The sequence below is a fragment of the Herbaspirillum sp. YR522 genome (assembly GCF_000282575.1).
Lineage (GTDB): Bacteria > Pseudomonadota > Gammaproteobacteria > Burkholderiales > Burkholderiaceae_D > Herbaspirillum.
This window is the reverse complement of record NZ_AKJA01000154.1, coordinates 33,430-56,247: the sequence shown is the minus strand read 5'-3', so window position 1 is coordinate 56,247 and position 22,818 is coordinate 33,430. Positions and strand designations below refer to the sequence as shown.

Sequence of the window (22,818 nt, the reverse complement as noted above, 5' to 3'; positions counted from 1 at the left end):
AGACGGCAACACGCAACACGGCGGAGTGGCGCACGGCAGTGACGGCAGTCGGCATCCCGGCGCCGATATCAACGAGACAATAATGAACGAGACCAGCAAGAGCACTGCCGCCATCGCGCGGCCCAAGTTTTTGCGCAAGGGCGAGCAGACCCGGGCGGCGATCCTCGACGTGGCGCTGGAACTGGCCAGCCGCGATGGCCTCGAGGGGCTCACCATCGGCTTGCTGGCCGAGAAGATGAAGATGAGCAAGTCGGGTGTCTTCGCCCATTTCGGCTCGCGCGAAGATTTGCAGATCGAAGTGGTGCGCCTGTATCACAACCGCTTCGAGCAGGACGTGTTCTATCCCTCCATCAAGGAACTGCGTGGCCTGCCTCGGCTGCAAAGCATGTTTGCGCGCTGGGTCAAGCAAGTCACGGTCGAAATCGCGCTGGGCTGTATCTATATCAGTGGCGCGGTGGAGTACGACGATCGCCCCGGCGCCATCCGCGACCACCTGGTGGCCATGGTGCAGGCCTGGCGCGACGCCCTCGAGCGCAGTATCAAGCAGGCGGTCGAACAGGGCCATCTGCGCGCCGACCTTGACGTGGGCCTGATGGTCTACGAGATCTACGGCCTGATCCTGGCGCTGCACCACGATGCCCGCTTCCTCAACATCCCGGGCAGCGTCGAGCGCGCCCAGGCCAGCTTTGACCGGCTCATCGAGAGCTATCGCCCCAGCGGCAGCGGCGACGCCGTCAAAGTCACCAAGAATTCCAAATCGGTTGCCAAGAAAGCAGCCTGAACCCAAGACCATCGGAGACAGCCATGCCCCAATACCAAGCCCCCATTCGCGATATGCAATTCGTGCTGCACGAACTGCTCAACGTCGAAGAGGTCTTGAAAGACCTGCCGCCGCACGCGGACACCAACCGCGAACTGATCGACCAGGTGCTCGAGGAGGGCGGCAAGTTCACCTCGCAGGTGCTGTTTCCGCTGAACCATCCGGGCGACCGCGAAGGCTGCCATTTCGACCGCGAGACCCACAGCGTGACCACGCCCAAGGGGTTCAAGGAAGCCTACCGGCAGTACATCGAAGCCGGCTGGCCGGCCCTGGCGTGCGATACCGAATACGGCGGCCAGGGCTTGCCGCTGGTGCTCAACAACTCGTTCTACGAGATGCTCAACTCGTCCAACCAGGCCTGGACCATGTACCCCGGCCTGTCGCATGGAGCCTATGAATGCCTGCACGCGCATGGCTCGGACGAGCAGAAGAAGCTGTACCTGCCCAAGCTGGTCTCGGGTGAATGGACCGGCACCATGTGCCTGACCGAAGCGCATTGCGGCACCGACCTGGGCCTGCTGCGCAGCAAGGCCGAGCCGCAGGCCGATGGCAGCTACAAGATCACCGGCAACAAGATCTTCATCTCGGCCGGCGAAAACGACATGTCGGCCAACATCGTGCACCTGGTGCTGGCGCGCCTGCCCGATTCGCCGCAGGGCTCCAAGGGCATCTCGCTGTTCATCGTGCCCAAGTTCCTGCCCCAGGCCGATGGCTCGCTGGGTGGGCGCAACCCGGTCACCTGTGGCGCCATCGAGGAAAAGATGGGCATCCACGGCAACGCCACCTGCCAGATCAACCTGGACGGCGCCACCGGCTGGCTGATCGGCCAGCCGCACAAGGGCTTGCAGGCGATGTTCGTATTCATGAACGCGGCGCGCCTGGGCGTGGGCATGCAGGGCCTGGGCCTGACCGAGGTGGCCTACCAGAATGCCGTGACCTATGCCAAGGACCGGGTGCAGATGCGTAGCCTGTCGGGCATCAAGGCACCCGAGAAGGCGGCCGACCCGATCATCGTGCATCCCGATGTGCGACGCATGTTGCTGACCGCGCGCGCCTATGCAGAAGGCGGTCGCGCCTTCTGCTCGTATGTCGCGCTCGAGCTGGACCGCGAACTGAGCCATCCCGACGAGCAGGTGCGCCGCGACGCGGGCGATATCGTGGCCTTGCTCACACCGGTGGTCAAGGCATTCCTGACCGACAATGCCTGGAGCGCCACCTCCGAGTGCCTGCAGGTCTATGGCGGCCATGGCTATATCTCGGAATGGGGCATGGAGCAGTACGTGCGCGACGCCCGCATCAACATGATCTACGAAGGTACCAATACCATCCAGTCGCTCGACCTGCTGGGGCGCAAGGTGCTGATGGACAATGGCGCCAAGCTCAAGAAGTTCGGCGCGCTGATCCAGGCCTTCGTCGAAGAGCACGGCACCGACGAGGCCATGTCCGAATTCATCACGCCGCTGGCCGACATCGGCGACAAGGTCAGCAAGCTGACCATGGAAATCGGCATGAAGTCCTTCGCCAACCAGGACGAAGCCGGCGCGGCTGCGGTGCCCTACCTGCGCGTGGTGGGACACCTGGTGTTCGCCTGGCTGTTTGCCCGTTCGGCCAGCATCGCCCTGGCCAAGCAGGACAGTGGCGACAGCTTCTACACCGCCAAGCTGGCCACGGCGCGCTTCTATTTCGCCCGCCTGCTGCCGGAAACGGCAATGCTGATCCGCCAGGCCCGTTCCGGCTCGGCCAATCTCATGGCGCTGGATGCCGACCTGTTCTGAGGTATAACTAGCACCTCGGTGGTCCCGGCGCAGGCCGGGACACAGGCCCCCCGGCCCCAGGCTTTCAGTCCGAATTCGTTTCGCCTCATTGAAGCATCAGCAAAGGAGACTTGCGTGTCCAATTTCATCGTCAAAAAAGTGGCCGTACTTGGCGCCGGCGTCATGGGGGCGCAGATCGCCGCCCATTGCATCAACGCCCGCGTGCCCGTGGTGCTGTTCGACCTGCCGGCCAAGGAAGGCCCCAAGAATGGCATCGTGCTGCGCGCCATCGACAACCTCAAGAAGCTCAGCCCGGCGCCGCTGGGCAACAAGGACGACGCCGCGCTGATCCAGGTCGCCAACTACGAGGATGACCTGGCCCAGCTGGCCGGTTGCGACCTGATCATCGAAGCCATCGCCGAGCGCATGGACTGGAAGCACGACCTGTACAAGAAGGTCGCGCCCCATATCGGTCCCGACACCATCTTCGCCTCCAATACCTCGGGCCTGTCGATCACTGCCCTGGCGGACGGTTTCGATGCCGGGCTCAAGGCGCGCTTCTGCGGCGTGCACTTCTTCAACCCGCCGCGCTACATGCACCTGGTCGAGCTGATCCCCACCGCCACCACGGCGCCCGAGATCCTCGACAAGCTCGAGGTGTTCCTCACCACCACCTTGGGCAAGGGCGTGGTGCGGGCTTTCGATACCCCCAACTTCGTCGCCAACCGGGTCGGTATCTTCGGTATCCTGGCCACCGTCATCGAGGCCGACAAGTATGGCCTGTCGGTCGACGTGGTCGATGACCTGACCGGCGCCAAGCTGGGCCGCGCCAAGTCGGGCACATTCCGTACCGCCGACGTGGTCGGGCTCGACACCATGGGCCACGTGATCCGCACCATGCAGGACAACCTCAAGGACGACCCCTTCTTCGCCACCTACGCCACGCCGCCGCTGCTGGCCAAGCTGATCGAGCAGGGTGCATTGGGGCAGAAGAGCGGCGCCGGTTTCTACAAGAAGGTGGGCAAGGACATCCTGCGCATCGATCCGGCCAAGGGCGATTACGTGGCCGGCGGCGGCAAGGCCGACGACATCATCGTGCGGATCCTCAAGGAGAAGGATCCGGTCAAGCGCATGAAGGCGCTGCACGACTCGACCAATCCACAGGGGCAGTTCCTGTGGGCGATCTTCCGCGACATGTTCCACTACATCGCCGTGCACCTGGAATCGGTGGCCGACAACGCGCGCGACCTCGATTTCGCCATGCGCTGGGGCTTTGGCTGGAGCGTGGGCCCATTCGAAACCTGGCAAGCCTCGGGCTGGCAGCAGATCGCGCAGTGGGTCAAGGAAGACATCGAAGCCGGTCGCGCCTTGTCCAGCGCGCCCCTGCCGGCCTGGGTGTTCGACGGTCGCCAGGGCGTGCATGGCGCCGGCGGTTCGTATTCGCCATCCAGGCAGGCCGATGTAGCGCGCTCCCAGTTGCCGATCTACCAGCGCCAGGCTTTCCGTGCGCCGCTGGCGGGCGAAGGCGTGGCCGACGGCAAGCTGGCCGGCACCACCTTCTTCGAAGACGAATCGGTGCGCGTCTGGCACCAGGGCGACGAAGTGTTGATCCTGTCGTTCAAGACCAAGATGCACGTGATCGGCCAGGGCGTCATCGATGGCATGAATCGCGCCATCACCGAAGCCGAGCGGAACTTCAAGGGCCTGGTGATCTGGCATCCGGACGCCGCCGAAGGCGGCGCCTTCTCGGCCGGTGCCGACCTGCAGTCGATGCTGCCCCTGTTCATGTCGGGCGGCGTCAAGGCCATCGAGCCGGTGGTGCATCAACTGCAGCAGGCGCACCAGCGCCTCAAGTATGCCGGCGTGCCGGTGGTGGCGGCGGTGGCCGGGCTGGCCCTGGGCGGCGGCTGCGAACTGTTGCTGCACGCCGCCAAGCGGGTGGTATCGATCGAGTCCTATATCGGCCTGGTCGAAGTCGGCGTGGGCCTGATTCCGGCCGGTGGCGGCCTCAAGGAAGCGGCGGTGCGCGCCGCGCGCCAAGCCAAGGGCAACGACATCCTGCCGTTCCTCAAGGACTACATGCTGGCCGCGGCCACCGCCAATGTGTCCAAGTCGGCGCTCGAAGCCAGGAAGCTGGGCTACCTGCGCGAGGACGACGTGATCGTCTTCAACCCCTACGAATTGCTGCACGTGGCCAAGGTCGAGGCACGTGCCCTGTTCGATGCCGGTTACCGGGCGCCGTTGCCGCCGCAGATCCCGGTGATCGGGCGCAACGGCCTGGCCACCATCATGGCGCAGCTGGTCAACATGCGCGACGGTGGTTTTATCTCGGCGCACGACTTCAAGCTGGGCAAGATGATTGCCGAGACCGTCGCCGGTGGCGAAGTGGAAGAGGGCAGTATCGTCAACGAACAATGGCTGCTCGACATCGAGCGCAGGTTCTTCATGGAGCTGCTCAATCACCCCAAGACGCAGGAACGGATCATGGGAATGATGCAGACCGGCAAACCAGTGCGCAATTGATGCCAGGCCGTAGCCAAGTCCTAATAAGCATTCGCCCCATACAGGAGCAACAACAATGAGCAAACAACTGCAAGACGCGTACATCGTCGCCGCCACCCGCACCCCGATCGGCAAGGCGCCGCGCGGCATGTTCAAGAACACCCGTCCGGACGACCTGCTGGTACGCGCCATCCAGTCTGCCGTGGCGCAGGTCCCGGGGCTGGACCCCAAGCTGATCGAGGACGCCATCATCGGCTGCTCCTTCCCCGAAGGCGCGGCGGGCCTGAACATGGCGCGTAACGCCGTGCTGCTGGCCGGCCTGCCCAATACCATCGGCGGCGTCACCATCAACCGTTTCTGCGCCTCGGGCATCACTGCCGTGGCGATGGCGGCCGACCGTATCCGCGTCGGCGAAGCCGACATCATGATCGCCGGCGGTGCCGAGTCGATGTCGATGGTGCCGATGATGGGATTTCATCCCTCGGTCAACATCGATGCCTTCAAGGACGAGAACGTGGGCATGGCCTATGGCATGGGCCTGACCGCGGAAAAGGTGGCCCAGCAATGGAAGGTCTCGCGCGAGGCCCAGGACGAGTTCGCCCTGGCGTCGCACCAGAAGGCGATCGCCGCCCAGCAGGCCGGTGAATTCGCCGACGAGATGACGCCGTTCGAGATCATCGAGCGCTTCCCCAACCTGGGCAGCGGCGAGATCGACGTCAAGACCCGCACCGTGAGCCTGGACGAAGGTCCGCGCGCCGATTCCAGCATCGCCGCGCTGGCCAAGCTCAAGCCGGTGTTCGCCGCCAAGGGCAGCGTCACCGCGGGCAACAGTTCGCAGACCTCCGACGGCGCCGGCGCGCTGATCATCGTCTCCGAGAAGATCCTCAAGCAGTTCAACCTGACCCCGCTGGCGCGCTTTGTCTCGTTCGCGGTGCGCGGCGTGCCGCCCGAGATCATGGGGATCGGCCCCAAGGAAGCGATTCCGGCCGCGCTCAAGGCCGCCGGCCTGACCCAGGACCAGATCGACTGGATCGAGCTCAACGAAGCCTTTGCCGCCCAGGCGCTGGCCGTCATCGGCGACCTCGGGCTGGACCCGGCCAAGGTCAACCCGATGGGCGGCGCCATCGCACTGGGCCACCCGCTGGGCGCCACCGGCGCCATCCGTGCGGCCACCACCATCCATGCGCTGCGCCGCAAGAACCTGAAGTACGGCATGGTGACCATGTGCGTGGGCACGGGCATGGGAGCCGCCGGTATTTTCGAGCGCATGTAATCGATGTGATGCCCCAGGCGACAGCCGCACCGCTTGCGCCGTGCGGCTGTTTTTTCAACCTATCCACAGCCGGCGTACGAACCGGGAGACCCATGGACATCGAACTGAGCAAGCAGGACGGCATTCTGACCATCGCCTTCGATCGTGAAGACAAGAAGAACGCCATTACCGCCGCCATGTACCAGCAGCTGGCCGACGCCCTCAAGGAGGCCGAGCAGGACGCTGCCGTGCGCGCGATCCTGTTCTGTGGCAAGCCCAAGGTATTCACTGCCGGCAACGACCTGGAAGATTTTCTCAGGCACCCGCCCAGCGACAAGGACGCACCCGTGTTCCAGTTCCTGTGGCAGCTCAGTCACGCCGGCAAGCCCATCGTGGCCGCCGTCGCTGGCGCGGCGGTGGGCATCGGCACCACCTTGCTGCTGCACTGCGACCTGGTCTATGCGGCCGACAACGCGCGCTTCTCGATGCCGTTCACGCAATTGGGCCTGTGCCCGGAGGCGGCGTCGTCGCTGCTGCTGCCGCATATCGCCGGCTATCAGCGCGCCGCCGAAAAGCTGTTGCTGGGCGAGCCTTTCGATGCCCTTGAGGCGCGCGACATGGGCTTGGTCAACCGCGTGCTGCCGGGCGACGAATTGCTGCCTTTCGCGCGCCAGCAGGCCAGCAAGCTGGCTGCGCTGCCGGCGGCATCGATCCGGGTGACCAAGCAATTGATGAAGAAGAACCGAGTGAGCGCCACCGAGCAGCAGATCAGCGCGGAAGTGGAACACTTCGCCCGCATGCTGGTGGCGCCCGAGGCCAAGGAAGCCTTTACCGCGTTCCTGGAGAAGAGAAAGCCGGACTTTTCGCAGTTCGCGTGAACGATTCCCTTTTTGCCGCCCCGGCAGCGTAGGAAAGGCGCTGCGCCGGTTGCGACCGGGAGCGCTCAAGTCAGCCGTTCCAGCGAAAAAAAAATGCCGTCCAGTCGACACTGGACGGCACCACGTTACCGGGCTGGCGTCAGCCCATCACGAGTTGTTCTTTGCCCGGCCATGCTTGCGCTCGTACATGGCCTTGTCGGCCGCTGCCAGCAAGGCGTGGAAGTCGCACATCTCGGACGGGGTGACGGTGGCCGCGCCCAGGCTGACCTCGATGTCGGTGTGCGGCCACTTCACGCGCGCGACTGCCTGCTTGATGCGGTCGGCGACCTGCATGGCGCCGATCTCGTCGGTGTCGGGCAGGATCAGCGCGAATTCGTCGCCGCCGTAGCGGGCCAGGAAGTCGCTGGCGCGCAGCGGCGAGCGCAGCACCAGGGCCAGCTGGGTCAGCAACGCATCACCGGCGGGGTGGCCGTAGGTATCGTTGTACTGCTTGAAGTAGTCCACATCCACCATCAACATCGACAGCGGGCGCGCATTGCGCAGGTGACGCGTCCATTCTTCACGCAGGCGCAGGTCGAAGTTGCGACGGTTGCCGATGGCAGTGAGCGAGTCGGTCAGCGTCTGCTGCTCGAGCTTTTGCATGGTGCGGCGGCTTTCGAACTGGGCTTCGAGCTGGCGCGCCAGCTTTTGCAGGCCATCGCGCTCGGCCGCGCTCAGGGTGCGCACCGTGCGGTCCATCACGCACAACGTGCCCAGCGCATCGCCATTCTCGGCCAGCAGTGGTACGGCGGCATAGAAGCGCACGTGCGGCATGCTGGTAGCCAGTTCGCTCTGGCCGAAACGCAGGTCGGACTGCAGGTCGCTGATTTCCGTCAGGTTGCGGCCACGACGCACGGCCGCTTCGCACAGCGAAAAATCGACCGCGCTACGGGATACGCCGTTCTGCCCGGCAAAGCGCCACCATTGGTTGCGCACATCGCCGCGACCATTGACCACCGACACGAAGGGATGCTGCAGACCGAGGTCGCCATGCAATTGGGTCATCATGCCGAACGGCGCATTGCATACATTGCAAGCCAGCGACAGGAAGTCGGCCAGCATCGGCTCAAGCCAGGCATCGGACTCGCCACCGAAGTTGGCCAGCTGCAGGCGCGAATCGGCCGGACCACGAGTGGTCATGCCCCGATTGGACGGGCCGCGCTCGCGCGCTGGTTGCATGGAACGCTTGAAGGCATCCGGTCTAACAGGTGTCTGTAGGTTTCTGATGGTCATGGCGCACTATTGTCTGGTTGGGCTCGTTGCCTGACATCCCGTGGTGGACATCAAGACAACGTGTTGCTGTTAGTTGGCTTTTTCGCTTTCCGTCGTTTCTTATTCGCATTTTGGCCGGAAGCCTTTATTGCCCTGCGACATCAAAGTAGCAGATAAAAATCACTTGTAAATGTTTTTGCTACATCCTCTTACAAATTAAACGTTTCGGTAGCAGAAACAGTGCAATTCCGCTCACAAATGCCGCTATTTGCATGATCATGATGACAATTGATCGCTTGTCATCAAGGCTGGAAGGGCTATCCGATGTTGACAAGATTAGCCCATTTCGATGCCGGTCGGCATCGGACATCGCCACCGATTGGTGTAGGCAATGTCCTATATTGCGATGCACTATTCGTATTTGTCGCCGGGAGGCGACATGGACGCAATGACAACGGAAGGCGACAAAAATGGACTTGCCAAGCCAGTACCACAAAAATAAACTCTGCCGTTCCCGGCAGCGGTGCGCCTGCATCAGGCATGGCACCGAGGCGCCTGACCACGTTTTTTTTTGAAAGCAGAGATGTCGATCCAGCCCAAAGCAGGCGCAGTCCTGTTCGCCAAGGATGTCGCCCGGCTTGCCGCGTTCTACGCGCAGGTCCTGGCGGTGGTGCCCAAGCATGCCGAAGCCGAGAAGGTGGTCATCGAAACCGACACCTTCCTGCTGGTGATCCACGCCATTCCGGCGGCGGTCGCGGCCAAGGTCGAGATTGCCTCGCCGCCGGTACTGCGCCAGCAGGTGCCGGTCAAGCTGTTCCTGCCGGTGCGTTCACTGGCCCAGGCACGGGTGAACGCGCAGGGTAGCGGTGGCGACATCAGGCCGGTTGAGTTCGAATGGAGTGCGGCGGACGTCACCGCCTGTGATGGCAACGACCCGGAAGGCAATGTGGTGCAATTCCGGCAGGCATTGCAATGAAGGCACGGCTCCATCGCACCGATGGAGCCCGACCAGGCCGCTGGCTCAGGCCGCCGGCGGCAGCACCAGCTTGCCGTAGATGTCGCGCTGCATGTCGATCACCTCGGCGGTGATCTGGACCTGGGTGCCGGTCGGCCAGGTCTGGCCCTGCTGCACGGTTGCCACCAGCAGGTCGGCGACCTGCTTCTTCACCTCCGGTGTTCGTCCCGAAAGAATCGTCAGCCGAATGTGCAGGAAGCCGCGGCGCGCCTGCGGCTCGGTGCCGACCAGGTAATCGTCGAGCTTGATGGCGCGTGCCTTGATGGCATTTTCATCGAAGTGGCCGCTGGCCACCAATGCCTGGTTGATGTTGTGCAGGGTCTGGCGAGTGTCGATGTCCAGGTTGTCGGTGTATTCGAAAAACAGATGCGGCATGGTGGTCCTCGTCTTGTTCGGGAAAGTTGAAGCCTGCTCAGCTTGCCAGATAACCGGCCAGCTTGCCCAGGTCGACGTTGCCGCCGCTGATGATCACCCCCACCCGCTTGCCCTGTAGTTGCTCGCGCATCCTGCGGGCGGCGGCAAAGGCCAGGCAGCCGGTCGGCTCGACCACCATCTTCATGCGTTCGGCAAAGAAACGCATGCACTGCACCAGTTCGGCATCGCTGACGGTATGGATGTCGTCCACGTCGCGCCGGATCACCTCGAAGGTATAGTCGCCCAGGAAGGCCGTCTGGGCGCCATCGGCAATCGTCCTGGGGGTGTCGATGCTGATGATGCGCCCGGCCCGCAGCGACTGCTGGCCATCATTGCCCGCTTCCGGCTCGACACCGTAGAGACGACATTGCGGCGACAGGGCACGGGCAGCCAGCGCCGCGCCGGACAACAGCCCGCCGCCACCCAGGCAGACGAACAGGGCATCGAGGGGACCGGTCTGCTGCAGCAGTTCGAGGGTAGCCGTGCCCTGTCCGGCGATGATGTGCGGATGGTCATAGGGCGGGATGATGGTCATGCCGCGCTCGTCGGCCAGGCGCTGGCAGATCTGCGCCCGGTCCTGCTGGTAGCGGTCGTAGGTCACGATCTCGGCGCCATAGCCGCGGGTGGCGGCCAGCTTGGCGGCCGGCGCGTCGAGCGGCATCACGATGGTGGCCGGGATGCCCAGCAACTGCGCCGCCAGCGCAGTGCCTTGCGCATGGTTGCCCGAGGAGAAGGTGACCACCCCGGCACGGCGCTGCTCGGCATCGAATTGCGACAGCGAATTCATCGCGCCGCGAAACTTGAAGGCGCCCATGCGCTGGAAGTTCTCGGCCTTGAAGAACAGGCTGGCGCCGAGCTCGGCATCGGCGGTGCGCGAACGCAGCACCGGGGTGCGATGGGCCCACGGCCTGATGCGTTCGGCCGCCAGCAACACGTCGGCGAAGGTCGGCAGTTCGGTGGCGCTGGAGCGGGGGATGGCGGAGTCGGTCATGGCAAAGGTCCTTGGCAATGAAAGGGCGTCAGGCGTGACGATACGTCGCCTGCGCCCTTGTGTATAGAAACAGAGCCGCCGGATGGGGGCCGGATCAGGGCGCCGAGAGCGAATCGGTGAGCGCCCGGGCGACCGCGTCGAACACCAGGCGCAGGCGGGCCGGCATCGGGCCACGTTGCGGGCGATACAGGTACATGTCCCAGGGATCCGGTTCCAGCGCCGGCAACAAGGGTACCAGGCGGCCACTGGCGATGTCATCGGCCACCAGGAAGCTGACGATCTGGCCGGCCGCCTGGCCGCTGCGCACGAACTGGTATTCCGCCTCGGAGTCGTCGCACACGAAGCGCGCCGCACTCGGGTTCATCTGCCGTTCGCCGGCAAACATCCAGGGCCACAGGCGCCCGGTGTCGTGGTCGACGATGGCGGTGTGCGGCATGGCCTGCAATTGATCCAGGTTGCGCGGCGTGCCATGCCGGCGCAGGTAGCGCGGCGTGGCCACCACGTGCAGCCGGGTCTTGGCCAGCTTGCGCACCACGAAGCGGTTGTCGCGCAGGAAGCCGACCCGGATGCCGATGTCGATCTTCTCGGCGATCACGTCGATGCGCTGGTCGTTCAAGCGCACATCGAAACGCAGGCCCGGATACTGTGCGCCCAGCGCCTCGATCACCGGTAGCAGGCGCCGCCGTCCCAACGAAGAGGGCGCTGCCAGTCGCACCAGGCCTTCCATCTCCTGCTCGGGGGTAGCCGTGCGTGGCTGCTCGAACAACGCATCGAGCTGCAGCATGCTGCTGCGGGCGCGTTCGGCCAGCGCCTCGCCGAAGGCGGTGATACGGACCTGTCGGGTATTGCGATGAAACAGCATTTCGCCCTGCAGCCGTTCCAGCTCCTTGACCGCGCGGGTGACGGCCTGGGGCGAGATGCCCAGGCGCACCGCCGCCTCCTTGAAACTGCCCGCCTCGGCGGCGGTGCAGAAGATACGGATCATTTCGAGGCGATTGAGCATGGGCGTGGATGGAAGGTGATGATTCCAATTTATGGAATTCTGAAATCTTATCATTTCCATTGTTTGGCATGAACCAGGCCACCATACTTGGTCTTGTCGCCATGCAGCCGGCGCCAGATCCAACCCCGGACAAAACACAAAGGAACCATCATGAACGCAAATATCAAGGACAAGGTCGTCATCATCACCGGCGCCAGCAGCGGCCTGGGCGAAGCCACCGCGCGCCACCTGGGCGAACGCGGTGCCAGGCTGGTGCTGGCCGCGCGCCGGGTCGACCGGCTCGAGGCGCTGGTGGCCGAGATCACCGCCGCCGGTGGCCAGGCCATTGCGGTGGCCACCGATGTGGCCCGCCAGGCCGATGTCGAGGCCATGGTCGAGCGCGCGGTGGCGCACTTCGGCCGGGTCGATGTACTGGTCAACAATGCCGGCACCATGCCGCTGTCACCGTTGGCCAAGCTCAAGGTCGACGAATGGGATCGCACCATCGACATCAATATCAAGGGCGTGCTGTACGGCATTGCCGCGGTGCTCCCGCGCTTCGCGGCGCAGGGCTCGGGGCATGTGATCAATGTGTCGTCGGTGGCCGGCATCAAGGTGTTCGCCCCGATCGGCACCGTCTACAGCGCCACCAAGTTCGCAGTGCGCGCCATCAGCGAAGGCCTGCGCATGGAAGCGCCCGAGGGCGTGCGCACCACCATCATCTCGCCGGGCGCGGTCGCCTCCGAACTGAAGCTGCACAGCAGCGACACCGAAACCGCCAGCGCGGTGCAGGCCTTCTATGCGGCCAACGAGATCCCGGCCGATTCGGTGGCGCGTGCCATTGCCTACGCCATCGAGCAGCCGGCCAATGTCGACATCAACGAAGTGGTGCTGCGTCCGGTGGCGCAGGAGTTCTAGGCGGAGGCGGGTTCGGGGGGCATTTGCACCCTGACAACACTCCCGCAAGGCATGTTGCTTGCTTCAAACACGGCCGTGGCCGTGTGCAGACAAGCACGGGCGATTTCTATATGATTGCCGGCCGAAAATGAAGGAGTGATCGATGGCCAATGCTTGCGGTGTGGATTTCGGCACCTCCAACTCCACCGTGGGCTGGGTCCGTGCGGCAGGCGACGTACGCCTGCTGACCCTGGAAGAAGACAAGGCGACATTGCCATCGGTGGTGTTCTTCAACGCCGACGAAAACCAGTTCAGCTACGGTCGCGCCGCGCTCGGCGAATACCTGGCCGGCTACGAAGGGCGACTGATGCGTTCGCTCAAGAGCCTGCTCGGCTCGGGCGCCATCGACGGCCAGACCGAAGTCGGAGGGCGGGCCTTGCCCTATCGCGGCTTGCTGGCGCAGTTCATCGGCGAGCTCAAGCGGCGCGGCGAAAGCGCCGCCGGGCAGTCGTTCTCGAAGGTGGTGATGGGGCGGCCGGTGCATTTCGTCGACGACGATGCCGATGCCGACCGCCTGGCGCAGGATACGCTGGAAGAAATCGCCCGCAGTGTCGGTTTCGACGAGATCGCCTTCCAGTTCGAGCCCATTGCCGCGGCCTTCGACTACGAGTCGCGCATCGCGCGCGAAGAACTGGTGCTGATCGTCGACATCGGCGGCGGTACGTCCGACTTCTCGCTGGTGCGCCTGTCGCCCCAGCGGGCCGGCAAGAGCGAGCGGCGTGACGATATCCTGGCCAACGGCGGGGTGCATATCGGTGGTACCGACTTCGACAAGTATTTCAGCCTGTCCTGCGTGATGCCGTTGCTCGGATTGGGCGGTCGCCTGGGCGGCAATGCCGAGGTGCCATCCAGTTATTACTTCAACCTGGCCACCTGGCACACCATCAACCAGCTCTATACCCGCAAGGTGTGGCAGCAGTTGCAGGATGTGGCACGTGAAGTGGCCGACCGTGAGAGGTTTGCCCGCCTGCTCGACGTGGTCGAGCAGCGCTGTGGCCACTGGCTGGCCTTGCAAGTCGAGGGCGGCAAGATTGCGCTATCGTCGCAAGACAGCGCCACGCTGGACCTGGATCGCCTGCGCCCGCCCGAGCAACTGCAGCTCAAGCGTGAAGACTTCGATATCGCCGTCGACCACCTGGTGCAGTCGGTCGAGCACACTGTCACGGGACTGCTGCAACAGGCCGGCCTGCGTCCGGCCGATATCGACAGCGTGTTCTTCACCGGCGGCTCGTCGGGCGTGAGACTGCTGCGCCAGCGCATTGGCGCGCTGGTGCCCGACGCCCGTCATGTCGAAGGCGACCTGTTCGGCAGTATCGGTAGCGGCCTGGCCCTCGACGCGGCGCGCAAGTTCGGCTGACCTGCCTGCGCCGCCAGCCCGTCGCGGCGCGGCGCCAAGGGCGCTGCTACAATGCGCCGACCGTGACCATCGGGCCGTCGTCGCCCGTCTTCCATGAAATCCTCATCCGAATCGTTCGTCAGGCGCGTGCGCAGCAGGCTGGACGAATTGTCGACCATCGAACGCCAGTTGGCCGATTTCCTGCTGGAGTTTCCCGGCGAGCTGGCCAGCTACGCCGGTAACGAACTGGCGCAACTGGCCGGCGTTTCGCCGTCCACGGTGAGCCGCTTCATCCGTCGCCTGGGGTATGAAAACTATGACGAAGCGCGGCGCCAGGTGCGCCAGGAGCAGGAAATCGGCTCGCCCCTGCTGCAGGCCGGGGCCACCGCGCCGCGCCACCTGAAGTCGGTGGCGGCGCACTTCCAGCAGTCGCAGGCCAATTTGGCCGATACCTTCGAGCGTCTGTCGGATGCCATGATGGGCGAGATCAGCCGAGCCATCGCCGGCGCGCCCCAGGTGCTGATCTTCGGCAGTCGCAGCAGCCATGCCTTCGCCATGTACCTGCGCTGGCAGATCATCCAGGTGTTGCCGCGCGTGCTGGCCATTCCCGGCCCTGGCGAGACCGTGGCCGAACATACGGCCGGCCTGGGCGAGCTCGATTGCGTGATCGTGTTCGGCACCCGACGCCAGACCGCGCAGATGGAACGCGTGCTGCAAGCCGCGCAACGCGCCGGCGCCCGGATCGTCTATATCAGCGACCAGGCCTCGCCCGACTTCGCCGGTGCCACCTGGTCCCTGCAGTGCCAATGCCGCGGTCCGGGTCCGCTCGACAACCATGTGGCCGTCATGGCGCTGTGCGACCTGTTGTCGACGATGGTGATCGAAGCCGCCGGCAGCGCCGGGCGCAAGCGCCTGGCGGCGGTCGAGCAAGGGCATGAGGAACTGGCCGACTTCGACTGAGGCTTGAAATCATTATTTCGTCCATCGTCGTATATGAATCACCATTTTCACGCAGGCCTGCGCCACCACGGTGCGATCGCCGTGGCGCCGTGCCGTATGCTGGCGCGCCGCGGCCGTTAAGGGCACTTCATGCACACCCGCCGGCTGGCACGACAATTGCTCGACCACTCCTGAACTTGAAATATTAATTTCAATTTATATAAATAGCTGAAATTAATGTTCCATCCGTCGTTTCCTACGCACGAGGAGCTGAGCATGGCTGCTGGACCCACCCTATCTTCCGCGGATACCCCGCGCATTGCCGAACTCGACGGTGCGCTGGACAAGATCGGCGTGACCCGTTCGCATCACACCATCATCTTCCTGGTATTGATCGGTTGCCTGTTCGACAGCTTCGAGCAGAACGCCATCGGCCTGGTGGGACCGTTGCTCAAGCAGCAATGGGGGCTGGACGCTACCGCCATCGGCCTGCTCAATACGGTCACCTTTGCCAGCGCCGCCATCGGTCGTATCGTCTCCGGCCTGGTGGCCGACCGCTACGGCCGGCGTGTCATGCTGAGCCTGGACTTGCTGTTGTTCACGCTGGGTGCCGGCATCTGCGCCCTGGCGCCGGACCTGACGGTGATGGCCATCGGTCGCGCCATCGTCGGCTTCGGACTGGGCGGCGAGATCGCCATCGCCGTGACCATGCTGTCCGAATTCTGCTCCAGCAAGTTTCGGGGCACCGCCGTGGGCCTGGTCAACGTCGGGGCCGGCGGGCTGGGCAACTTCCTGGCGCCGGCATTCGGCTTGCTGGTCTTTACGCTCTTTCCCGGCCCGGACGGCTGGCGCTGGCTGTTCTTCTGCCTGATGCTGCCAGCGCTGCTGGGCGCCTTCTATCGGCGCTACATTCCCGAAACCCCGCGTTTCCTGCTGTCGCGGCAGCGCATCGCCGAGGCCAACCAGGTGCTCTCGCGCCTGGCCAGCGGAAAGTTGTCCGGACCCGCGCCGCAGGCGCGGCAATGGATCGCCGACGATGGCCGACGCGACCAGGCGCGCGGCGCCAAGGTGCGCCCGCAGGAGATCTTCCAGGGCGCGCTGGCGCGCCGCACGGTGCCGCTGTGCATCGCCATCTGGATGACCTACGGCGCGCAGATCTCGGTGCTCACGCTGATGCCGACCATCCTGGTCAGCCTGGGCTACAGCATGTCCAAGAGCCTGTTGTTTACCATGGTGATGCAAAGCGGCAGCCTGCTGGGTGCCATCGCCGCCTCGGCCTTCGGTTTCCACCTGCCGCGCAAGCGGGTGCTGACGGCGGGTGCCGTGTGCGCCTGCGGCGCGGCGCTGGCCATCGGTTTCCTGGCCAAGAGCATTGCCGTGATCCTGGTGGCCGGTGCCGTGTTCCAGTTCTTCGTGCTGCTGTTGAACACCACCATCTGGATCTTCGCGCCGGAGCTGTATCCGACCCGCGTGCGCGCCTTTGGCACCGCCTTCATCCTGGCCACCGGCACCGCCGCCGGTGCCTTCATGCCGCTGGCGGCCGGACGCCTGTTCGACGCCTTCGGCCTGGCCGGCGTGTTCGGGATGATCGCGGTGATGTACCTGGTCTTCACCATCAGCATTCGCGCCGTACCGGAGACCTACGGCAAGTCGCCCGATGCCCCGCTCGACCAGGCCGGCCTTGCCGGCGCCTGACCGATTGTCCATGGAGGAGCCGCCAGGCATGCATCACATCCTGCTGATCAATCCCAATTCGTCGGCGACCACCACCGATATGATGGTGGCCATCGCCGCGGCCGAACTGCCGGCCGGCTTTGCCGTCGACGGCGTCAGCGCCGGGCATGGCCCGTCGATGATCGTCAACGATATCGAACTGGCGGCCGCCGCGCCCGAGGTCGAGCGCAACTGGCGTGATGCCGGCAGCCATTATGCCGGGGTCATCATCAGCGCCTTCGGCGACCCCGGCATCGAGGCCGTGCGCGCGGCCAGCCGGGTGCCGGTGGCCGGCATCTGCGAAGCGTCGATGCTGGAAGCGGCCCAGGGCGCGCGCCGCTTCGGCGTGGCCACGGTGACCCCGGAACTGGCTGGCGCCATCGCGGCCAGGGCCGGCGCACTGGGACTGGAGCACCTCTACAGCGGCATTCGTCTGACCGCCGGCGATCCGCGCGCCTTGGCGGCCGATCCCCAGGCGCTGGAACAGGCATTGGCCATCGCGGTGCAGCAATGCATCGAACTCGACGGCGCCCAGGCGGTGGTGATCGGGGGTGGGCCACTGGGCCAGGCGGCGATGGCCCTGGCCCGGCGTTTTGCAGTGCCGGTGATCGCACCGATACCGGCGGCGGTGCGTCACCTGCTGCGGCAACTGCAGGCCCGGTGACGCAGAACGGTGGACTACAGCATGGCCAACGGCTGCTTGCGTCGCGGTGGCGCGAACGCCGCATCCAGCGCCTGCAGATCGGCTGGCGACAGGTCCAGCTCCAGGCTGGCCCGGTTTTCCCGAACGTGCTTTTCGCTGGCCGCCTTGGGAATGGCGATCACCCCGGGCTGCTTCGATACCCACGCCAGGGCCACCTGGGCGGGGCTGGCGCGGTGCTGTGCGGCGATGGCGGCCAGCACCGGATGGTCCAGGATGCGGCCCTGCTCGATGGGTGAGTAAGCCATCACCGGCATGGCCAGTTCGCGCGCCTGCGGCAACAGGTCGAACTCGATGCCGCGTCGGCTCAGGTTGTACAGCACCTGGTTGACCAGGCATTGGTCGCCTTGCTCCAGCGCCAGCAGCTCGTCGATGTCGTCCACGTCCAGGTTGCTCACGCCCCAGCCACCGATCTTGCCCTGCGCCACCAGCGTCTGCATCGCCTCGACCGTGGCCGACAGCGGGTGCGTGCCGCGCCAGTGCAACAGGTAGAGCTCGATATGATCGGTGCCCAGGCGCTTGAGGCTGGCCTCGCAGGCGGCGGTGGTGCCGCGGCGCGACGCATTGTGCGGCAACACCTTGCTGACCAGCGTGACTTCGTTGCGACGCCCGGCGATGGCCTGGCCCACCACTTTCTCGGCGCCGCCGTCGGCATACATCTCGGCGGTATCGATCAGTGTCATGCCCAGTGCGATACCGGCCTGCAGCGCCTTGACCTCGGCCGCGGCGCTGGCGGCGGCCTCGCCCATGTTCCAGGTTCCCTGGCCCAGGGTGGGGATGCGCGCGCCATTGCGCAATACCGTGCTCGGAATCTGCTTCATTGCTTCTCCTGTGGTCAGTGTGTCGATATGAGGGCCGATGCGCGCCGGCGTTCACTGATGCCGAAGGGCAATATTGTGGCCGCGCCGATCTGCTGGCATGATCGCAGCCAATTAGATCCAGGGGGAAGTGATGTTGCGTCGATTGCGTCAGGCGGGGGCCAAGTACTGGGCGCGCTGGTTGCTGGCATTGGTGTTGACGGCCGTCGCCGCGGCCCAGGTGACGGCGTACCTGCCGGGCCAGTGGGTGGGGCGGCTGGACCTGTTCTTTTATGACTTGCGCATGCGGGTGGTCAAGCCGGTGCTGGATCCGCGCATCGTCATCGTCGACATCGACGAAAAGAGCATTGCCGAAGTCGGGCGCTGGCCCTGGAGCCGTGACGTGGTGGCCCAGCTGGTGCGGCAGATGACGCAAGGCTACCTGTCGCCTGCGGTCGGTTTCGACGTGGTGTTCGCCGAGCCCGACACCAGTTCCGGCTACAGTCGGCTGGAGCAACTGGCGCACGGGGAATTGAAGGACGTGCCGCAATTCGGGCGCCAGTTGCAGGGCCTCAAGTCCGAGATGGATTACGACGCCCGGCTGGCGGCGGCCCTCCAGGGACAGCCGGTGGTGATGGGCTACAACCTGTCCAATGAAGCCGGCGCCATCGCCAAGGGGCAATTGCCGGACCCGGCCTTCACCGTGGCCGACCTGGGCGGGCGTCGCCTGGACGTGACCCGCTGGCGTGCCTACGGCGCCAACCTGCCGCAGCTGCAACAGGCCGCGCGCTCGGGTGGCTTCTTCAACCCGCTGCCCGATGACGACGGCCTCATTCGCGCCGTGCCGCTAGTGGCGCAGGTGGGCGAGAATTTCTATGAGTCGCTGGCACTGGCGACGGCGCGCGTGGCGTTGCGGGGGCGGCAGATCAAGCCGGTGTTCCTGCACGACGACGCGCTGCTGTCGCAGCAGCAATTGCGCGACTACGGCGCACTCGAGGCTATCGCCATGGACGTCAAGCCGGAACCGCTGTTCATCCCGGTCGAACGCCATCTGACCACGCTGGTCACCTATCGCGGCCACGGCGGCCCGGCCGGCGGCGCGTTCCGCTATGTGCCGGCCGTGGATGTGCTCAAGGGGCGCGTGCCACACCAGGACCTGGATGGCCGCGTCATGCTGGTCGGCACCACCGTGCCGGGCTTGAACGACCTGCGGGCCACGCCGGTCAGCCCGGTCTATCCGGGGGTCGAGGTGCATGCCAACCTGATCGCGTCGATCATCGACGGCGATTTCAAGCAGCGTCCCGAATTCGCCGTCGGCTACGACCTGGTCCAGGTGCTGCTGATCGGGTTGGTGCTGGGCGTGCTGCTGCCGATGCTGGGGCCGCTGTGGTCGATCGTGCTGACCGTGGCCGTGGGCGGCGGGCTGGGCGCGTTCAATTTCTGGCTGTACGACGCCGGTGGTCTGGTACTGCCGCTGGCCACCGCCTTGCTGCTGGTGGCGGCCCTGTTCATCAGCAACCTGGGCTGGGGCTATCTGTTCGAATACCGCAACCGCCGCGCCATCGTCAACCTGTTCGGTGAATATGTCGCGCCCGAGCTGGTGGCCGAAATGGCGGCCAACCCGGCCAGCTACAACATGGAAGGCGAGATCCGCGAGCTGACCGTGATGTTCTCGGATGTGCGTGGCTTCACCACCATCTCCGAAAGCCTGCAACCCAATGAATTGCGTGAATACATCAACGCCTACCTGACCGCCATGTCGGAAGACATACGGGGTAACCGCGGCACGCTGGACAAGTACATCGGCGACGCCGTCATGGCGTTCTGGGGGGCGCCGCTGGACCTGCCCGACCATGCCGCGCGGGCGGTGACGACGGCGCTGCAGATGCAGCAGACCACGGTGCTGTTGAACCAGCAGTTCGCGCTGCGCAACTGGCCGCCGCTGAAGATCGGCATCGGCTTGAACACCGGCTCGATGCGGGTGGGCGACATGGGCTCGAAGATCCGGCGCGCCTACACCGTCATGGGCGACGCGGTCAACCTGTCGTCGCGCCTGGAATCCATCACCAAGGTCTACGGGGTGGGGGTGCTGGTGGGGCAGGCCACGCGTGATGCAGCGCCCGGCTTCGTCTATCGCGAACTGGATCGGGTTCGGGTCAAGGGCAAGAACGAACCGGTGCCGATCTTCGAGCCGCTGGCCGCAGAAGGCGAACTCGATGCGGATGCCGGCGCCGACCTGGCGCAATGGCACACGGCGCTGGCGTTGGTGCGCGCGCAACAGTGGGATGAGGCGCAACGCATCATCGACGAGCTGCACCGCAAGTCGCCCCATGGCCTGTACTGGCTCTACCTGGAGCGGATCGCCCACTTTCGCAGCGCGCCGCCGCCGCCCGACTGGGACGGCGTGACCACCTTCGATACCAAATAGCAGTGGTCTGCCGCACCGATGTCCAGATTGACATTGTCGATCTGGACATCGGTGCGGCAAGTGACCAAAAATAATTTCCGCGTGGAAATCAATGCGTGGCAAAAACCGGGTCCAGGCCAATGGTGGCGGGGTTTTTTAGCGATTTGTGTCGACGCCCGCAATGCGAATATCTATACTTTACACGCGTCAAGAAATGCAGCAGCGCCTCCGGAGGGCGGGCGTCTGCCTGATTCTCGCCGCAGGGGAATTGCATTGATCTTCAGATGATTCAGGTCGCCACCTGGCGTGGCGTGGGAGCCTGTGGTCGCACGAAAATCGATCCACGGGCCGGCAGCGGGCCATGGGAAAAATACGGGCGTCGTCGGCAGGCGGCGCATCCGAAAAGACAGGAAGAGGGAGGCGAGTGACCCGATCACGGGCGTTCGCACAGGGATGAAACAACGCTTTCAACACACCGTCATGGGCATGGCGCTGGCTACGGCTGCGCTGGGCGCATTCGCGCAATCGCCCGCGACCACCGGCCAGGAGCCGATGGCCGAGGCCGTCGACCGATTCGAGATCAGGCGCTTCGAGATCCAGGGCAACACCTTGCTCAAGCCGGCCGAGCTCGAGCGCGCGGTCAATCCCTACACCGGCACCGGCCGGGTATATGGCGACGTGCAAAAGGCGCTCGAAGCGCTGGAAGCGGCCTATCGCGGCGCCGGCTACAGCGCCGTGCAGGTGTTCGTGCCCGAGCAGGAACTGAGCGCTGGCGTGGTGCGCATCGAGGTGGTCGAGACCGTGATCGGGCGCGTCACCGTGGCCGACAACAAGCATTTCAGCGCCGCCAACATCCGCGCCAGCATCCCTGGGCTGCAAGAGGGGCGCACGCCCAACCTGCGGCGCATCTCGGAATCGGTGCAACTGGCCAACGACAACCCGGCCAAGCAGGTCAACGTCAACCTGGCCACCGCCGACGATGGCGGGATCGACGCCACCGTCAACGTCACCGACTACAACCCGTTGCGCGTGATGCTCACGGTCGACAACAGCGGCACGGCCGACACCGGACACTTTCGCACCGGCGTGGCGCTGCAGCACTCCAACCTGTTCGACCGCGACCATGTGGGTACGGTGGCCTACACCACGTCGCCCGACAGCCCCGCCGGTTCCAAGGTCGATCTCTATTCGCTGGGTTACCGGGTGCCGCTGTACGGCATCGGTGACAGCATCGATTTCATCTACGGCAAATCCAATGTCACCTCGGGCCAGTCGCCCACCTTGGGCGGGGTGCTGGCCATCACCGGCAAGGGCAACGTCTATGCGATGCGCTGGAACCACTTCTTTGCGCGCCAGGGCGAACGAACCAGCAAGCTGGTGTTCGGCGCCGACTACAAGAAGGTCGATTCGACCTGCTCGCTGCTGGGCATCAGCGCCGGCATCGAAAGCTGCGCACCCTATTCGACACTGCCGCTGTCGCTGACCTACAGTGCCCAGCAGCAGAGCATCGGGCAGGTGCTCGACTACAACCTCGGCATCGCCCGCAATATCGCCACCGGCGCGGCGCGTACCGGCAGTACCGGGCTCACCGATCGTTACTCCGTGTTCGCCAGCGGACGTCGCGCGGCCGATCATTTCGTCATCGTGCGTGGCGGCGCGTCGTTGTTCAAGGGCTTTGCCAATGACTGGCAATTGCGCCTGGCCAGTACCGTGCAGGTGTCACCCCATGCGCTGGTGCCGGTCGAGCAGGTCGGCCTGGTGGGGGCGTCGGCGGTACGTGGCTTTACCGAACGCGCGGTGGCAGCCGATAGCGGGGTAATCGTCAACAGCGAGATCTATACCCCGGACCTGCTGGCCAAAAGCGAAGTCAAGGGCAGCCTGCGCCTGCTGGGATTCATCGATGCCGGGCGCGGGTTCAACAACAACACCGGCGGCAGCACGCTGGCGTCGACCGTCAGCGTGGCCAGCATCGGCCTTGGCGCGCGCTATGCGCTGGGCCGCGACTTCAACCTGCGCCTGGATGTGGCACGGGTCCAATTGAACGGTGGCGCCAGCACGGAAAAACGGGGCGACCTCAATGCCCACCTGAGCGCTGTCCTGGGGTTCTAAC

At 64.9% G+C, this 22,818-nt stretch carries 18 protein-coding genes; 13 read left to right on the top strand and 5 right to left on the bottom strand.

What is annotated here, in order from left to right; genetic code table 11:
• The first annotated feature begins 82 nt into the window (after positions 1–82).
• The 5 genes from PMI40_RS21500 to PMI40_RS21480 all read left to right on the top strand — a co-directional run bounded on the left by PMI40_RS21500 (position 83) and on the right by PMI40_RS21480 (position 7,206).
• Positions 83–781, top strand: coding sequence for a TetR/AcrR family transcriptional regulator (locus PMI40_RS21500; RefSeq protein ID WP_008119846.1), 699 nt, complete (start codon positions 83–85; stop codon positions 779–781).
• 23 nt (positions 782–804) lie between these two features.
• On the top strand, positions 805–2,595 hold the full coding sequence (locus tag PMI40_RS21495; protein ID WP_008119844.1) for an acyl-CoA dehydrogenase C-terminal domain-containing protein: 1,791 nt from the start codon (positions 805–807) through the stop codon (positions 2,593–2,595).
• 114 nt (positions 2,596–2,709) lie between these two features.
• Positions 2,710–5,097, top strand: a complete 2,388-nt coding sequence (locus PMI40_RS21490) for a 3-hydroxyacyl-CoA dehydrogenase/enoyl-CoA hydratase family protein (protein WP_008119842.1) — start codon at positions 2,710–2,712, stop codon at positions 5,095–5,097.
• A 55-nt stretch (positions 5,098–5,152) separates the two neighbouring features.
• Positions 5,153–6,349: an acetyl-CoA C-acyltransferase gene (locus tag PMI40_RS21485; RefSeq protein WP_008119840.1), complete on the top strand. Its 1,197-nt coding sequence runs from the start codon at positions 5,153–5,155 to the stop codon at positions 6,347–6,349.
• Positions 6,350–6,441: 92 nt separating this feature from the next.
• The gene (locus PMI40_RS21480; RefSeq protein ID WP_008119838.1) at positions 6,442–7,206 is read left to right on the top strand and encodes an enoyl-CoA hydratase; all 765 of its coding nucleotides are present in this window, start codon (positions 6,442–6,444) and stop codon (positions 7,204–7,206) included.
• 147 nt (positions 7,207–7,353) lie between these two features.
• Here PMI40_RS21480 and PMI40_RS21475 read toward each other — a convergent pair whose 3' ends face one another.
• Positions 7,354–8,424 (bottom strand): sensor domain-containing diguanylate cyclase, encoded by a 1,071-nt coding sequence (locus tag PMI40_RS21475; protein WP_008119836.1) that lies wholly within the window; start codon positions 8,422–8,424, stop codon positions 7,354–7,356.
• A 616-nt stretch (positions 8,425–9,040) separates the two neighbouring features.
• Between PMI40_RS21475 and PMI40_RS21470 the strand changes: the two genes are divergently transcribed.
• On the top strand, positions 9,041–9,433 hold the full coding sequence (locus PMI40_RS21470) for a VOC family protein (protein WP_008119834.1): 393 nt from the start codon (positions 9,041–9,043) through the stop codon (positions 9,431–9,433).
• Positions 9,434–9,478: 45 nt separating this feature from the next.
• On the opposite strand, the gene PMI40_RS21465 is transcribed toward PMI40_RS21470, so the two are convergent.
• The 3 genes from PMI40_RS21465 to PMI40_RS21455 all read right to left on the bottom strand — a co-directional run bounded on the left by PMI40_RS21465 (position 9,479) and on the right by PMI40_RS21455 (position 11,880).
• Positions 9,479–9,847: a 5-carboxymethyl-2-hydroxymuconate Delta-isomerase gene (locus PMI40_RS21465; protein WP_008119833.1), complete on the bottom strand. Its 369-nt coding sequence runs from the start codon at positions 9,845–9,847 to the stop codon at positions 9,479–9,481.
• 37 nt (positions 9,848–9,884) lie between these two features.
• A complete protein-coding gene (locus PMI40_RS21460; protein ID WP_008119831.1) occupies positions 9,885–10,877 on the bottom strand; it encodes a threo-3-hydroxy-L-aspartate ammonia-lyase in 993 nt (330 codons plus the stop codon).
• Between the two features lie 94 nt (positions 10,878–10,971).
• A complete protein-coding gene (locus PMI40_RS21455; RefSeq protein WP_008119829.1) occupies positions 10,972–11,880 on the bottom strand; it encodes a LysR family transcriptional regulator in 909 nt (302 codons plus the stop codon).
• A 150-nt stretch (positions 11,881–12,030) separates the two neighbouring features.
• Here PMI40_RS21455 and PMI40_RS21450 point away from each other — a divergent pair, with 150 nt between their 5' ends.
• The 5 genes from PMI40_RS21450 to PMI40_RS21430 all read left to right on the top strand — a co-directional run bounded on the left by PMI40_RS21450 (position 12,031) and on the right by PMI40_RS21430 (position 17,468).
• Positions 12,031–12,777, top strand: coding sequence for an SDR family oxidoreductase (locus tag PMI40_RS21450; RefSeq protein ID WP_008119826.1), 747 nt, complete (start codon positions 12,031–12,033; stop codon positions 12,775–12,777).
• 142 nt (positions 12,778–12,919) lie between these two features.
• Positions 12,920–14,173 (top strand): Hsp70 family protein, encoded by a 1,254-nt coding sequence (locus PMI40_RS21445; RefSeq protein ID WP_008119825.1) that lies wholly within the window; start codon positions 12,920–12,922, stop codon positions 14,171–14,173.
• A gap of 93 nt (positions 14,174–14,266) precedes the next feature.
• On the top strand, positions 14,267–15,112 hold the full coding sequence (locus tag PMI40_RS21440) for a MurR/RpiR family transcriptional regulator (protein ID WP_008119823.1): 846 nt from the start codon (positions 14,267–14,269) through the stop codon (positions 15,110–15,112).
• A gap of 255 nt (positions 15,113–15,367) precedes the next feature.
• Positions 15,368–16,786, top strand: a complete 1,419-nt coding sequence (locus PMI40_RS21435; protein WP_008119821.1) for an MFS transporter — start codon at positions 15,368–15,370, stop codon at positions 16,784–16,786.
• A 28-nt stretch (positions 16,787–16,814) separates the two neighbouring features.
• Positions 16,815–17,468, top strand: a complete 654-nt coding sequence (locus PMI40_RS21430) for an aspartate/glutamate racemase family protein (RefSeq protein ID WP_008119819.1) — start codon at positions 16,815–16,817, stop codon at positions 17,466–17,468.
• Between the two features lie 14 nt (positions 17,469–17,482).
• Here PMI40_RS21430 and PMI40_RS21425 read toward each other — a convergent pair whose 3' ends face one another.
• A complete protein-coding gene (locus PMI40_RS21425) occupies positions 17,483–18,325 on the bottom strand; it encodes an aldo/keto reductase (protein WP_008119817.1) in 843 nt (280 codons plus the stop codon).
• 130 nt (positions 18,326–18,455) lie between these two features.
• On the opposite strand from PMI40_RS21425, the gene PMI40_RS21420 reads away from it, so the two are divergent.
• Together PMI40_RS21420 and PMI40_RS21415 are read left to right on the top strand one after the other, a co-directional pair.
• Entirely contained in the window at positions 18,456–20,729 is a 2,274-nt protein-coding gene (locus PMI40_RS21420; RefSeq protein WP_008119816.1) for a CHASE2 domain-containing protein, read from the top strand.
• A gap of 432 nt (positions 20,730–21,161) precedes the next feature.
• Positions 21,162–22,817, top strand: coding sequence for a ShlB/FhaC/HecB family hemolysin secretion/activation protein (locus PMI40_RS21415; RefSeq protein WP_051001868.1), 1,656 nt, complete (start codon positions 21,162–21,164; stop codon positions 22,815–22,817).
• Position 22,818 lies beyond the last annotated feature (1 nt).

Excerpts from the sequence above, each read along its gene's own strand:
- PMI40_RS21500 (WP_008119846.1), top strand. The coding sequence starts at position 83 with ATGAACGAGACCAGCAAGAGCACTGCCGCCATCGCGCGGCCCAAGTTT.
- PMI40_RS21495 (WP_008119844.1), top strand. The coding sequence starts at position 805 with ATGCCCCAATACCAAGCCCCCATTCGCGATATGCAATTCGTGCTGCAC.
- PMI40_RS21485 (WP_008119840.1), top strand. The coding sequence starts at position 5,153 with ATGAGCAAACAACTGCAAGACGCGTACATCGTCGCCGCCACCCGCACC.
- PMI40_RS21480 (WP_008119838.1), top strand. The coding sequence starts at position 6,442 with ATGGACATCGAACTGAGCAAGCAGGACGGCATTCTGACCATCGCCTTC.
- PMI40_RS21475 (WP_008119836.1), bottom strand. The coding sequence starts at position 8,424 with ATGCAACCAGCGCGCGAGCGCGGCCCGTCCAATCGGGGCATGACCACT.
- PMI40_RS21470 (WP_008119834.1), top strand. The coding sequence starts at position 9,041 with ATGTCGATCCAGCCCAAAGCAGGCGCAGTCCTGTTCGCCAAGGATGTC.
- PMI40_RS21465 (WP_008119833.1), bottom strand. The coding sequence starts at position 9,847 with ATGCCGCATCTGTTTTTCGAATACACCGACAACCTGGACATCGACACT.
- PMI40_RS21460 (WP_008119831.1), bottom strand. The coding sequence starts at position 10,877 with ATGACCGACTCCGCCATCCCCCGCTCCAGCGCCACCGAACTGCCGACC.
- PMI40_RS21455 (WP_008119829.1), bottom strand. The coding sequence starts at position 11,880 with ATGCTCAATCGCCTCGAAATGATCCGTATCTTCTGCACCGCCGCCGAG.
- PMI40_RS21450 (WP_008119826.1), top strand. The coding sequence starts at position 12,031 with ATGAACGCAAATATCAAGGACAAGGTCGTCATCATCACCGGCGCCAGC.
- PMI40_RS21445 (WP_008119825.1), top strand. The coding sequence starts at position 12,920 with ATGGCCAATGCTTGCGGTGTGGATTTCGGCACCTCCAACTCCACCGTG.
- PMI40_RS21440 (WP_008119823.1), top strand. The coding sequence starts at position 14,267 with ATGAAATCCTCATCCGAATCGTTCGTCAGGCGCGTGCGCAGCAGGCTG.
- PMI40_RS21435 (WP_008119821.1), top strand. The coding sequence starts at position 15,368 with ATGGCTGCTGGACCCACCCTATCTTCCGCGGATACCCCGCGCATTGCC.
- PMI40_RS21430 (WP_008119819.1), top strand. The coding sequence starts at position 16,815 with ATGCATCACATCCTGCTGATCAATCCCAATTCGTCGGCGACCACCACC.
- PMI40_RS21425 (WP_008119817.1), bottom strand. The coding sequence starts at position 18,325 with ATGAAGCAGATTCCGAGCACGGTATTGCGCAATGGCGCGCGCATCCCC.
- PMI40_RS21420 (WP_008119816.1), top strand. The coding sequence starts at position 18,456 with ATGTTGCGTCGATTGCGTCAGGCGGGGGCCAAGTACTGGGCGCGCTGG.
- PMI40_RS21415 (WP_051001868.1), top strand. The coding sequence starts at position 21,162 with ATGAAACAACGCTTTCAACACACCGTCATGGGCATGGCGCTGGCTACG.